This window comes from Rathayibacter sp. VKM Ac-2927, from assembly GCF_022815525.1.
GTDB lineage: Bacteria > Actinomycetota > Actinomycetes > Actinomycetales > Microbacteriaceae > Rathayibacter > Rathayibacter festucae.
The window spans coordinates 42166-54679 of record NZ_JALGRT010000008.1 but is presented as its reverse complement, the minus strand read 5'-3'; the positions used below and the strand labels follow the sequence as shown (position 1 = coordinate 54679).

Sequence of the window (12514 nt, the reverse complement as noted above, 5' to 3'; positions counted from 1 at the left end):
GCGGAGAAGGGGAACGCTGGTCCGCGGCGAAGGGCGGACGAGAGTGACGATCAGAGCGGATTCGACGGCGCCGCTGCTGCATATCGAGGCAGTGTCGCGCCGATTCGGCGCCGGGCCGGAGGCATCCTGGGCCGTCCGCGGCGTGAGCCTGCGGGTCGAGGCGGGCGAGGTCGTCGCGCTCCTCGGGCCGAACGGCGCCGGGAAGACGACGCTCGCGCGGATGATCGCGACGCTGCTGACGCCGACGAGCGGCTCGATCCGGGTCGACGGGGTCGACGCCGTCGCGCGGCCGGACGAGGCGCGGCGTCGGCTCGCCCTCGTCCTCGGCGGCGAGCGCGGCTTCTTCCTGCGCGCGACCGCGCTCGAGAACCTCCGGTACTTCGCGTCGCTCGCGGGCGTGCCGCGGCGGCGGAGGGACAGCCGCATTCTCGAGGTGCTCGCGGCGGTCGACCTCAGCGCGCGGCGTGGCGACCGCGTCGAGGAGTTCTCCCGCGGGATGCGCCAGCGGCTGCATCTCGCCCGCGGGCTGCTGGCGGAGCCGCCGCTGCTCCTGCTCGACGAGCCGACGGTGGGGCTGGATCCGGAGGCGGCGCTGTGCTCCGCGCCCTGATCCGCGAGCTGCGCCGGGACGGGCGGGGCGTCCTCCTGACCACCCACCACCTGCACGAGGCGGAGGAGCTGTCGGACCGGAGCCTCGTCCTCCTCGACGGCCGGATCCGCGCGGCGGGGCGACCGCGGGACATCGCCGCGGCGGGCGGGCTGGGCGAGGTGACGACCCTGGCCGCTCCGGCGCTCACCGCGGCACTCGCGGACCGGATCTCCGCGCTCGACGGCGTCCGCTCGGTCCGCTCCGACAGCATCGCCGACCGGCCCGTCGTGGTCGTCGGCTGGGACTCCTGCCGGCCCGACCTCCGCGCCCTGGCGGCCGTCGTCGCCGACCTCCCGACCGGCACCTGGACCACCCGGCCGGCGACCCTCGAGGAGGGCTACCTCGCCCTCGTCGACCGGTGCCGAGGAGGGCGGGAGTGATCGCGGGGCTGCAGGAGGGCGCTTTCCACCTGCGGCTGCTGCTCCGCAACGCCTACTTCGTTCAGGCCGCTCTGATCGCACCGGTCGTCTTCGTCGTCCTGCGCGTCGAGGCGGGTCGGGGCGGGCCGGCGCTGGGAGTCGATGGAGCCGTCGTCGGCGTGTGGACGGTGACCGCGGCGGCGGTCGGGATCCTCGGCTACCAGCGGTCGCAGGGGACGCTGGAGCAGATCGCGCTGACTCCTCGGCCGCTGGGCGGTGCGCTCGCGCCGATCTCACTCGCCTGCGCCGGCGTCGGGCTGCTGTCAGTCCCGGCCGCGGTCGTGGCCTCCCGACTCCTCGGCGTCGAACTCGCGCCGCACTCCCCCGCCCTCGTCGCGCTCGGCCTCGTCCTGCTCCTCGCCGCGTGCGGGACGACCGCGCTCGTGCTGTCCGGCCTCTTCGTGCTGACACCGCACGCGACGGTCTACGAGCCGGTCCTCGTCGCTCCCGTCCTCCTCCTCTCCGGCGCCGTCATCGACCGCGCGCAGCTGCCGGTGCCGCTGCAGCTGCTCGGGGTCGTCGATCCGCTGACCGGTGCATTGCAGATCCTGCACGCCGGAGTCTCGGGTGGCGCGCCCGGCGACGTCATCGCGCTCTGGAGCGCGCAGGGGCTGATCACGTCTCTGCTCTCCTTGCTGCTTGCCCGCCTGATTCTGCGGACGGCCCTGCGGCGGGCGCGGCTCGCCGGGACGCTGGCGCTGTCGTGAGCGGGCTCGTGGCGGCGTCGATCGTGGTCGCGCTGCGGTCGTTCGACGCCACGCGGACGCGCCGGACGCTCCTGGTCGCGGTCGTGCTCGGGCCGGTGCTGCAGGTGCTGTATTTCGCGGCGGTGGCGGGGTCGCGCGGGTCGCCGTCGCTGGTGGTCGGCGCGGGTGCGAGCCTCCTCCTGGCCACTCTGACCGCGGTCGACAGCGTGACCGTGTCGCTCACCCGGATGCGGCACGACGCGGTGCTCGGGAGCGTCCTCCTCAGCGCCCGGCCGGCGGCCCTGCTCTGGAGCGGGGTCGCGCTCGCGGGGGCGGCGGTCGGGTTCGCCGCGGGTCTCGTCTCGCTGGTCTGGGCACTCCTGCTGTTCGGGCAGGGCGTCTCGTGGCAGGTCGCCGCCGGCGCGCTCGCACTCACGGGCTGCGCGGCCCTGGCCGGCGGCGGCTGCGGGTTCGCGGTCGGGGTGCTCGGCCTGCGCTCGCGCGACGGGCTGGCCTGGGTCGGGCCGTTCACGGCGGTCCTGACCGTCCTCGGCGGAGTCGTGGCGCCGGTGGCCGAGCTGCCGCCGGTCGTCGAGGCCGTCGCCCGGGTGCTGCCGCTGGGGTACGCCTCCGACGCCCTGCGGACGCTCCTCGGCGAAGGATCGATCGGCGCGCTCGCGGTGCATACGGGCGCTGTCGTCGTGCTCGGCGCCGCGTGGTTCGGGCTGGGGCTGCTCGGCTGGGGCCTCGCCCGCAGGACGCTGCGGCGGACGGGCGGCACGGATCTGCTGTGAGGCCTCCTGGCGCAGCGCATAGCAGGGCCGCGCCGATCCGGGCAGGGGGCTGCCGTCCCGCCGCGCCCCTGATGGGATGGCGTCATGTCCGACTCCGCTGCTCGCCCGTCCCAGGACGACGACCTCCGCTCCATCGTCTACGCGAGCCACACCGCCGCCGGCCTCGAGGAGGCGGACCTGCCCGCACTGCTCGAGCAGTGCCGCGCGAACAACGAGCGCCTCGGCCTGACCGGCATCCTGCTGTTCCGCGACGGCCGGTTCCTGCAGCTGCTCGAGGGACCGAGCGCGACGCTGCGCGAGCGGATGGCGATCATCGCCGACGACCCCCGGCACGCCGGGCTGCGCGTGCTGCTCGAGGAGGCGCCGGCGCAGCGGCTGTTCCCCTCCTGGACGATGGCGTACGAGGCGATCACCGACTCGATGACGACCGAGCTGCCGGGCTACCGCAGCACCTTCGAGGACATCGACACCGATGTCGACGCGAGCGCGACGCTGCCGGCGCTGCGCGAGCTGATCCGCTGGTTCCAGGTGCGCCACTGACGCCGAGCCGTGCAGCGCGCTCGCTACAGTGACGGCGTGGACGAGGACAGCGAGGGTGACGGCGAGCGCGAGGTCGCGGCCGAGTACCTGCGGGCCGAGCTGCGGCCCCGGACGCTGACCTGGATCCGGATGACGATCGACGCCCTGCTCGGCGGCGGCGTGATGACGACGCACGATCTCGTGGTCACCCGCCTCGACACCGGCGCCGAGGTCATCCGCACCCCCGCCGACATCGGCGACCCCTACGTCCTGCTCGGGCAGATCGAGCTGGAGCTCGAGACGAAGACCACCGCCGAGTTCCTCGAGGAGTGGCGACGGGAGTAGCACTCTCCTCCACAGACCCGATCTCGCGGAGTTGTCCGAGGGTTCCACCCGACGACCGCTCGGGTGTCGGTGGTCCCTGTTCAATACGCGTATGGATGAGCACAGCGACCCGGGAGCGGCAGGACAGCCGAGCGCGCTCGCCGCCGTCGACGCGCTGACCGACATCGCCGCGGAGATCGGACGCACCTCCGCACAGCTGCTCCTCTCCCGGGCGCAGACCCTGCACCTCGCCTACCGCGCGGCGGTCACCGTCCCCGACGCGTTCGCCCGCGGCAAGTCGCTCTCCCGCAGCGAGGCGCGGTCCCTGATCGAGCGGTCCATCCGAGCCGAGTTCGCGGTCAAGCTCCGCCTGTCCGAGCGGGCCACGGAGACGGTCCTCGAGCACGCCCGGCTGCTCGTCGAGGACCTCCCCCGCACCCGCGCCCTGCTGGCCGAGGGCCGGCTGCTGTGGGACTCGAGCGAGATCGTCTGCGCGACCGCCGCCACCCTGCCCGCCGCCTCCCGCGCCCGCTTCGACGAGCGCGCCGCCGAGATCGCACCGGACGTGACCCCGACGCAGCTGAGGCGGATCGTCGCCAGACTCCGCGACGAGCTCCACGAGGAGCCCCTCGCCCAGCGGCACGTCCGCGCCCGGCAGGACCGCGCCGTCTGGATCTCGCCGGAGGTCGACGGCATGGCGACGCTCTGTGCGCTGCTGCCCGCGCCGGACGCGATGGGCATCGCCGAGCGCGTCGACCGCATCGCCCGCTCCCTCCGCGACGGCGGCGACGAGCGCACGCTGGCACAGCTGAAGGCCGACGTGCTCACGGACCTCCTCCGCGACGGCGACATCGCCGGCACCACCCCCGCGGGCGACGGACCTCAGGTGTCGGCGTCGTACGTGCCCGGGATCCGCGCGGAGGTGCGCCTCACCCTCGCTGCATCCACCGCCGTCGGTCTCGACGACGCGCCCGCAGACCTCGACGGCTACGGCCTCATCCCCGCCGACCTCGCCCGCGCCCTGGTCGCGACCGGTGCGTCCTTCACCCGAGTGCTCACCGATCCGGACACCCGCGCCGTGAGGTCCGTCGGCCGCACCTACCGGGTCCCGCCGCCCCAGATGCGTCTGCACCTCCAGCTGCGCGATCAGACCTGCCGCTTCCCCGGCTGCACCCGCACCGCCTCCCGAGCGGAGGCCGACCACACCCTCGAATGGAGGAACGGCGGAGAGACATCGCTGGAGAACCTCGTCTCCCTCTGCACGTCCCACCACCACGTCCGCCACGGCGACCGCTGGACCTACGTCCCCCGCCCCGACGGCAGCATCGTCTGGACCACCCCCACCGGCCGCCTCGTCACGATCCGCCCACCCGCCCTCGCCGGCGCCCCGCCGGGCCCCCGCTTCGACGACGCACCGCCCCCGTTCTGACGAACGCCGGTCTCGATACGCGCCGCCTCATGCTGATCGAGTAGCCCTCCGAGAGGGCGTATCGAGATCCACCGTCGCCTGATGGGTGGGTCTCGATACGCGCTTCGCGCTACTCGACCAACATGGGTCGCTCATCCCTGCCCAGCACACCTGCCCTGATCCATGCTGATCGAGTAGCCCTCGCAGAGGGCGCATCGAGACCCACCATCACCCGACGGGTGGGTCTCGATACGCGCTGCGCACTACTCGACCAGCATGTTCGCGTCAGCCGCAGGTGCGGGCCGTGTACGGGGACTGCAGGGTGGCGCCGCCGGCCGTCGCGGTCAGCGTGCCCGCCGGGACGGACGTGGCGCGGGTGGTGAAGGCGTGGGTCGCGTTCGCGCCGGGGGCCGCGGTCAGCGTGGGCGAGGTGCCCCAGGCCGAGCGGATCACGACGGACAGCGGCGAGGTGCCGGTGTTCTTCACGACTCCGGTGACGACGACCTTGCCTGCTACGCAACGGGTGGACGACGTCAGGGTCGCCGTCGCCGCGGACACGACCACCGTCGCGGTCACCCGCACGGCCGTCGAGCTGGAGAGCACGCGGCCGGGCGCGTTGTACGCGGTCGATCCGCCCGCTCCGACCCACTGGTTGTCGTTCGCGCCGATGGTGCGCACGACTCCGGTGACCGGGTAGCGGCCGGAAGCGGTGCCGACGGAGGACGTGTCCCAGGTCACCGGCTGCGAGGTGGTGCCGCGGTCGTAGGCGAGGACGACGTCGGCCCGGGCGGGCAGCGCGGCGACGGAGCCGACCTCGCCCAGGTCGGAGCGCACGGCGGTCGCGGCGTCGGCCGCGCGCACCTCGGTGTACTGGCCGGCGGTGAGCGAGACGATGCCGCCGTGCTTGGTCGACGGCGCCAGCGAGAAGCCGGGGTCGTTCAGCTGGGTCCAGCCGGCGTCGAGGTCGGTGGTCACCATCGGCCGGTAGCCGGTGGAGGGGATGACGTCGACGTAGAGGTACCAGCGATCCGCGTCGTGGTCCTTGAAGACGGCCGGCCCCTCCACTCCCCCGGCGTTGCCGCCGGCCCAGACGGCGCCGATGCGGTCCTGCAGCTGCGTCCACGCAGTGGACGGCAGCCACCACTGCTTCGCGGTCGTGGACTCCATGTAGATGCCGCGGCCGGTGCCGTTGTCCTTCGAGATGCGGTAGGTCGTGCCGCCGTCCTGGATCATCGTGGTGTCGATGACGTCGGCGCCGGTGTCGATGAAGGTGCCGCCGTAGGAGTACGTGGCCTGGGTGAAGTCGGTGGTCGCACCCCAGAGCACCCGCGACGCTCCGGTGCCGGGCGTGTGCGCGGCGTTCGGGTACACGGTCGAGGACCAGTAGACGACGAACGCGCCCTTGCCGGCCCCGTTGTAGTCGGCGACCCAGGTCGCCTCGGGCGCCCACATCATGCCGGCCTCGAGCTGCTTCGCGCCGGCCGCATCGAGCGCGACGTCGAACTGGCGCAGGTCGCTCCAGGAGACGAGGTCGCTCGACTCCCAGACGTTCATCTTCGTGCTGCCCTGCGTGGTCCAGTAGCACCAGGTGGTGCACGAGCCCGAGCCCTGGTCGCCGCCGAAGACGCGGAGGTCGGTGGCGATGATGTAGTACTTCTTCGTCTCGGGGTTGTAGGTGAGGTACGGGTCGCGGACGCCGGTCGTGCCGAGGTCGGACGCGAGGATCGGCTTCCCGCCGTTCAGCGGGTCCCACTTCTCCGGGTCGTCGCCGCGGGAGACGTCGAGGTAGATCTTCTCGGCGTAGCCCTGCGCGTCCTCGACGAAGTGCACCATCAGATAGCCGTAGGGGGTGTCGACGCCGACCTGCGGCTCGACGGTGACGGCGACGGCACGGGACTGCGCGACGCCGCGGATCGACGCGGTCGCGGTCAGCGACGACGTGCGGGCGGCCTGGCCCGCGGCGGGGCGATCGGTGGCGAGCGTGCGGCCGTCGGCGGAGACGCGGAGGGTGGGGTCGTTCGAGGCCCAGGTCACGGTGCCACCGTAGTCGGGCAGGTTCGTGGTCGAGTCGTCGATGGTCAGCGCAGTGACGCCGTCGAGCACGGCCGCGGTCAGCGGCGCGAACGACGAGGCGTGCAGCTTCGCGTCGACGGTCGACACGGTCGCGACCTCCTCGCCGGTGAGGGCGCGGTCGTAGACGCGGAACGTCGACACCTCCCCCTTGAAGAAGGGGTCGGGGTAGGGCGCGCGGCCGATGGCGTTCAGCGACTGGTCCGCCACCGAGGCGGGCCGCAGCGCGGTGGGCGCGGAGGTGACGCGGGTGCCGTCGACGTAGAACGAGATCGTGCCGGCGGCGCCGTCGATCACCGAGCTGAGGCTGTACCAGCGGTCGGCCGCGATGCCGGACGCGCTGCGGGCGTTGTTCTCGCCGCCGCCGCCGGTGGTCGTGATCGCGGTGCGCACCTTGTCGCGCACAGAGGCGAACCAGTACTGCGAGGTGCTGTCGCTGCCGATGTTCCAGAGGAAGTGGAAGTTCGAGAGCATCGAGGCGTCGGCGCGGGTCTCGATCGTGACCGTCCCTGACGTCTTGCCCGTGAGCAGGTCGTCGGGCAGCTCGACCCAGGGGGCAGCGCTGGTCTTCGCGCCGCCGGTGAGACGGAGTGACGTGCCGGTCCAGAGCGCGTCCGTCCCGTTCACGACGCGCGCGGCTCCCACAGCTCCGCCCGCCGAGTTGGGGACGGTCGCGCCGGTCGTCTGGCTGAAGCGGTAGTCGGCGAGGAGGCCGGCGGTGGGGACCGCGGCGTCGGCGGCCGTCGCGGTGGGGGCGACGAGGCCGGCGGCGAGCACCGCCCCGAGGCCGAGGGCGGCGAGGGCCGCACGGAAGGGCGCGCGGCGGGTGGGGGTGGGCATGGTGCTCCTTTGCACGGGGGGCGGGTGGTCTGAAGGGTGGGTCTCGATACGCCCGCTGCGCGGGCTACTCGACCAGCAGAAAAAGGGGGCGCCCCATGCTGGTCGAGTAGCCCCGCAGGGGCGTATCGAGACCCCGGCGTCAGCAGGTGATCGCGGGGTAGGCGGCCGACTGCGTGGCCGCGCGGCCCGCGTCGTCGACTCCGGCGCCTGTCACCGAGGCCGAGCCGGCGGCCAGCGTCGGCTGGCGCACCGTGAAGCTCGCCGTGGCGTTCTTCCCGCCGGCGACCGCCGGGAAGGTCTTGGTGCCGGAGGCGGTGGTGACGGTGATGTCGGCGGGCAGGTCGTCCGCGTTCTTCACCGTCGTGGTGAGCACCGGCTTGCCCGCGACGCAGCGCACCGACGAGGTGGCGGCGAGCTGCAGAGCGACCGGAGCGGCCGGCGCACCGAGCGAGACGCGGAAGCGCTGGCAGTCGTTGTTCAGCACGCTCCACTGGCCGATCCGGGTGCCGTTCTGGTCCGAGCAGTTCGACAGGTCGAGCGCCTTGCCGCTGTGAACGGCGCGGAGCTCGACGGTGCCGTCGTTGCCCGGGCGGAGCCGCCAGCTGCTGCCGGTCACGCCGCACGCGCCCTGCGTGACGGTCGCGCCGTCGGCGCTGGAGCCTCCGGTGACCGCGAGGCACTTGGCCGCGGCCGAGACGGGGTGCATCTCGACGGCGCCGTCCGCGGCGGCCGTGAACGTCACGCGCTGGCACGGCGAGCCGAGCCACTCCCGCTGCTGCAGCACCGCGCCGTCGGCGGTGGAGCAGTTCGGCAGGTCGAAGGCCTTGCCGGTGACGAGCGAGGTGACGGCGACCGCGCCGACCGGGCGCAGCGCCCACTCCTGCGAGGCGGCGGCGCTCGGCGTCGACTGGCGGATCGCTCCGGAGACCGCGTCGAGCGCCTTGCCGCCCGTGCGACTCGTCAGCGTCGAGTAGCCGCCGGAACCCGGAGCCACCGTCCACTGCTGGCAGGAGGCGGTCAGCCACGCGGACTGCTGCAGCGACGCACCCGAGGCGGTCGAGCAGCCGACCGGCCCGAGCGACTTCCCGCTGCTGGCGTTCACGATGCGGACGAAGCCGTCGCCGGTGCTGTCGAGCGTCCAGCTCGCGCGGGGCGTGGCGCAGGAGCCCTGCACGACGCCGGCGCCGTCGCCGCTCTGGGCGGAGGACACCGTGGCGCAGAGGCCGGTGCTGCGGCTGACCAGCTGCCAGGGCGCACCATCGACGCGGGCCGTGATCGGCGCGTTCTCGCCGCTGGGCACGGGGATCCGGGCGGCGGTGCCGAGAGGCGTGCCGAAGTCGGGCTCGCCCTCGGCGGTCCAGTCCACGAGGTGCGCGCGGGCCGAGCGCTGGCGGCTGCAGCCGTCGTTCGGGCCGGGGTTCGCGTGGTAGAGATTCCAGGTCTCGGTGCCGTCGGGCGAGTCGAAGAAGTCGTTGTGGCCGGTGCCGTACTCGCCGTTCGCCTTCGAGAAGACCGGTCCGTCGCTCTTGGTCCAGGAGGAGGCGAGCACGGGGTCGCCGGTGCCGTCGTACTCGAGGGTGCCGAGCTGGTAGTCCTCGGTGCCGCAGAAGCTCGCCGAGTAGACGATCCAGGTGCGGCCGTCCTTCTGCAGCGGAATCGGGCCCTCGTTGACCGGCATGCCGATGGTCTCCCACGGCTCGACCGGCTCCGACAGCACGTTCAGCGGGCCGACCGCGGTCCACGGGTCCGACATCCGGGCGATGTAGTTGCTCTGCAGCCCGTTGCCCGGCTGGAACGCCGACCAGGTCATGAAGAGCTCGCCGTTCAGCTGCAGGTAGGCGCCGTCGATGTTCCAGGAGTCGACCGGGACCGGCCGGCCCTTGTAGCTGTAGGGGCCCATCGGGTCGTCGCCCGCGCTCTCGATCACCTGGAGGTGCTGGCCGTCGAAGTTCCCGGCGGTCCCCATCGTGTACATCAGGTACCAGCGCCAGCCGTTCGGGCCCTCGAGCCGCTGCAGCTCGGGCGCCCACATGTTCGCGTTCCGGCCCGGGTTCGTGTCGGAGTAGACGGTCACCGGAGTCGCGGTGCCGAGCGCCGCGAGCGTCGGCGCCTTGCGCATCACCACGCGGTTGTCCCAGGTCGTGGCGACGAGGTAGTAGTTCCCGTCGTGGAACTCGATCGTCGGGTCGGCCGTGTCCGGCTCGAGCGGATTCGTGAAGGTCGACTCGCCGATCGCGGCCGCGGGGCTCGCGGCGGCCAGCGGCAGCGCCACGATCGCCGCCAGCAGGATCAGGAGACCGGCGATCAGCCGGCGGCGCAGGCCCGGTGCGGGCGCGGTCAGGTGCATGGATGACTCCGTCGTCGATCGTGATGCGGGCGCCCCCGTCGGGCCGCAGGAGCGCGGCCCCGAGAGCCGGGGCGAGAATTTGTTCACGGTAACAGCGGCAGTTGCGCAAGGTCAAACCCCTCCGAGCAGCCCTTCCCCGGCTCCTTCCCACCACTGGGGCGAAACGTTTCGCTTCCGCCCTTGATCCCTCCCGCACACCGCGCCTAGAGTCCGAGGCGAACGTTTCGTGCGATCGGAGATCCCCCATGTCAGCGCAGACCCTCTCCTGGCGCGCCGGGCCGCTCGAGCTCGAGTTCCGCCGCTCCCCCGACGCCCCCGTGAGCCTCACGCGACTCGTCTCCGGCGAGCTCGAGATCCGCTTCGAGCACGCACTGCCGCTGGTCGGGATCCTGACCGCCGGCCGGGGCCACGTCACCTCCACCGACCGGCTCGTGCAGACCGCGATCGGCGACTCCCTCCGCTACGTCTCGCACGAGGCCGGGGGCGGGGGCGAGGGCGAGGCGACCGTCCTTCGGATCGTCTCGGCGAGCGACGACGGCCTGCGCGCCACGACCACGATCGACGCGCTCGGCACCGCCCTCCGCGCGAGCACGACCGTCGAGAACGCGGGCACCGGGCCGGTGCTGCTCACCGCCGTCACCAGCTGGGCGATGCCGCTCGGCACCCGGCTGGACGCCGGCGCCGCCGCCGACCCGGCCGCGGACTGGGAGCTGCTCGAGGGCCGCAGCGAGTGGCTGGGCGAGGGCCGCTGGGAGGCCCGCGAGCTGCGCGCACTCCTGCCCGACCTCCATCCGGAGCACACCGAGCAGCCCCCGCGCGAGTCGGTCGTCCGCACCGCGACCGGCACCTGGTCGACCGGCGGCGCCCTCCCGCTCGCCGCGCTCCGCTCACGGCGGCAGGACGTCACCTGGCTCTGCGAGGTCACGCACAACGGCCCGTGGCGCTGGGAGGCCGGCGAGCAGATCGGCGACGCCTACCTCGCCGCCTCCGGCCCCACGGACCGCGACCACCAGTGGTCCGTGCTCCTCGCGCCCGGTGAGTCCTTCACCTCGGTGCCGGCGCTCGTCGCCGTCGGCACCGGCCTCGAGCACGCCGCCGCGGCCCTCACCCGGGCGAAGCGGTCGGCCCGGCGCGCCCACCCGGACGACCGCCGCCCCGCGCTGGTCTTCAACGACTACCTGAACACCCTCGGCGGCGACCCGACGACCGCGAAGCTCCTGCCGCTGATCGCCGCGGCGGCCGAGGTCGGCGCCGAGGTGTTCTGCGTCGACGCCGGCTGGTACGCCGAGACCGAGTCCTGGTGGGACACCGTCGGCGCGTGGACGCCGTCGACCCGGCGCTTCCCGGGCGGACTCGGCGAGGTCGTCGACGCGATCCGCGGCCACGGCATGGTGCCCGGGCTCTGGCTCGAGCCCGAGGTGATCGGCACCGGCAGCCCGCTCGCCCGGTCCCTGCCCGACGGGGCGTTCCTCTCCCGCTCGGGGATCCGGGTGGAGGAGAGCGGCCGCCACCACCTCGATCTGCGCCATCCTGCAGCCCGTGCGCACCTCGACGAGACCGTGGACCGGCTCGTCCGCGAGTTCGGCATCGGCTACGTCAAGCTCGACTACAACATCGATCCGGGCCCCGGCACCGACCGCGACGCGACGAGCGCCGGCGCGGGACTCCTCGAGCACTCCCGCGCGCACCTCGCCTGGATCGACGGCGTGCTCGATCGCCACCCGCAGCTGATCCTCGAGAACTGCGCCTCCGGAGCGATGCGCGCCGACTCCGCGATGCTCTCCCGGCTGCAGCTGCAGTCGACCTCCGACCAGGAGGATCCGGTGCTCGCGCCGCCGATCGCCGCAGCGGCCCCGCTCTCGATGCTCCCCGAGCAGGCCGCGAACTGGGCCTGCCCGCAGCCGGAGATGAGCGACGAGGCGATCGCCTTCACGCTGGTGACGGGCCTCGCGGGCCGGCTCCTCCTCACCGGCCACCTGGATCGGATGACGGCGCAGCAGCGTGCGCTCGTCGCCGAGGCCGTGCGCACCGCCGGCGAGCTCCGGGCGCACCTGGTCGCGTCGGTGCCGCTCTGGCCGCTCGGCCTGCCGGGCTGGACCGACCGCTGGGTCGCCTCCGCGCTGCGCGGACCGGACGCGATCTCGCTCTCGCTCTGGGACCGCGGCGACGACGCGGGCGAGACGACCCTCGCGTCCCCCAGCCTCCTCGGCCGCGCGGTCGAGGTGCGGACGGCCTTCCCCGCCGGGCTCCCCGCCTGGCGCACGAGCTGGGACGCGGGGACCGGACTCCTCACCGTCCGCTCCGTCCCCGGCGAGCCGGGAGCGCGGTCGCTGATCCTGAGCGTCACCGGCTGAATCGCCCCGGAGCCGATCCCCCGGGCCCGCTTGACTATGCTGAACGGACCCGCGATGTCGAGCCCTCGTCATCCCGCCGCACCGAGGGTGCCCGGCTCTCCCCT

The 12514-nt window shown here is 73.6% G+C and carries 10 protein-coding genes; 8 read left to right on the top strand and 2 right to left on the bottom strand.

Annotated elements, in window-relative coordinates; translation table 11 throughout:
- Window positions 1-91: 91 nt before the first annotated feature.
- From MT353_RS19460 to MT353_RS19430, 7 genes are all read left to right on the top strand, one after another.
- Complete coding sequence (locus MT353_RS19460) at window positions 92-610, top strand: ABC transporter ATP-binding protein (protein ID WP_243599738.1); 519 nt, start codon at window positions 92-94, stop codon at window positions 608-610.
- Window positions 595-1029, top strand: a complete 435-nt coding sequence (locus MT353_RS19455; protein WP_243599737.1) for a hypothetical protein — start codon at window positions 595-597, stop codon at window positions 1027-1029. Before MT353_RS19460 ends, MT353_RS19455 begins: the two co-directional genes overlap by 16 nt.
- Entirely contained in the window at window positions 1026-1775 is a 750-nt protein-coding gene (locus MT353_RS19450; protein WP_243625652.1) for an ABC transporter permease, read from the top strand. The genes MT353_RS19455 and MT353_RS19450 overlap by 4 nt, the downstream gene beginning before the upstream one ends.
- Window positions 1772-2548, top strand: a complete 777-nt coding sequence (locus MT353_RS19445) for an ABC transporter permease (protein ID WP_243625651.1) — start codon at window positions 1772-1774, stop codon at window positions 2546-2548. The genes MT353_RS19450 and MT353_RS19445 overlap by 4 nt, the downstream gene beginning before the upstream one ends.
- A gap of 84 nt (window positions 2549-2632) precedes the next feature.
- Complete coding sequence (locus MT353_RS19440; protein WP_123734659.1) at window positions 2633-3088, top strand: BLUF domain-containing protein; 456 nt, start codon at window positions 2633-2635, stop codon at window positions 3086-3088.
- A gap of 36 nt (window positions 3089-3124) precedes the next feature.
- On the top strand, window positions 3125-3412 hold the full coding sequence (locus tag MT353_RS19435) for a hypothetical protein (protein WP_243625650.1): 288 nt from the start codon (window positions 3125-3127) through the stop codon (window positions 3410-3412).
- A 91-nt stretch (window positions 3413-3503) separates the two neighbouring features.
- A complete protein-coding gene (locus MT353_RS19430) occupies window positions 3504-4820 on the top strand; it encodes an HNH endonuclease signature motif containing protein (protein WP_243625649.1) in 1317 nt (438 codons plus the stop codon).
- 264 nt (window positions 4821-5084) lie between these two features.
- Here the strand turns inward: MT353_RS19430 and MT353_RS19425 are convergent, their stop codons facing one another.
- Complete coding sequence (locus MT353_RS19425) at window positions 5085-7709, bottom strand: LamG-like jellyroll fold domain-containing protein (protein WP_243625648.1); 2625 nt, start codon at window positions 7707-7709, stop codon at window positions 5085-5087.
- Window positions 7710-7848: 139 nt separating this feature from the next.
- Entirely contained in the window at window positions 7849-10056 is a 2208-nt protein-coding gene (locus MT353_RS19420; RefSeq protein ID WP_243625647.1) for an RICIN domain-containing protein, read from the bottom strand.
- A gap of 245 nt (window positions 10057-10301) precedes the next feature.
- Here MT353_RS19420 and MT353_RS19415 point away from each other — a divergent pair, with 245 nt between their 5' ends.
- Window positions 10302-12410, top strand: a complete 2109-nt coding sequence (locus MT353_RS19415) for a glycoside hydrolase family 36 protein (RefSeq protein WP_243625646.1) — start codon at window positions 10302-10304, stop codon at window positions 12408-12410.
- The last annotated feature ends 104 nt before the right edge of the window (window positions 12411-12514 follow it).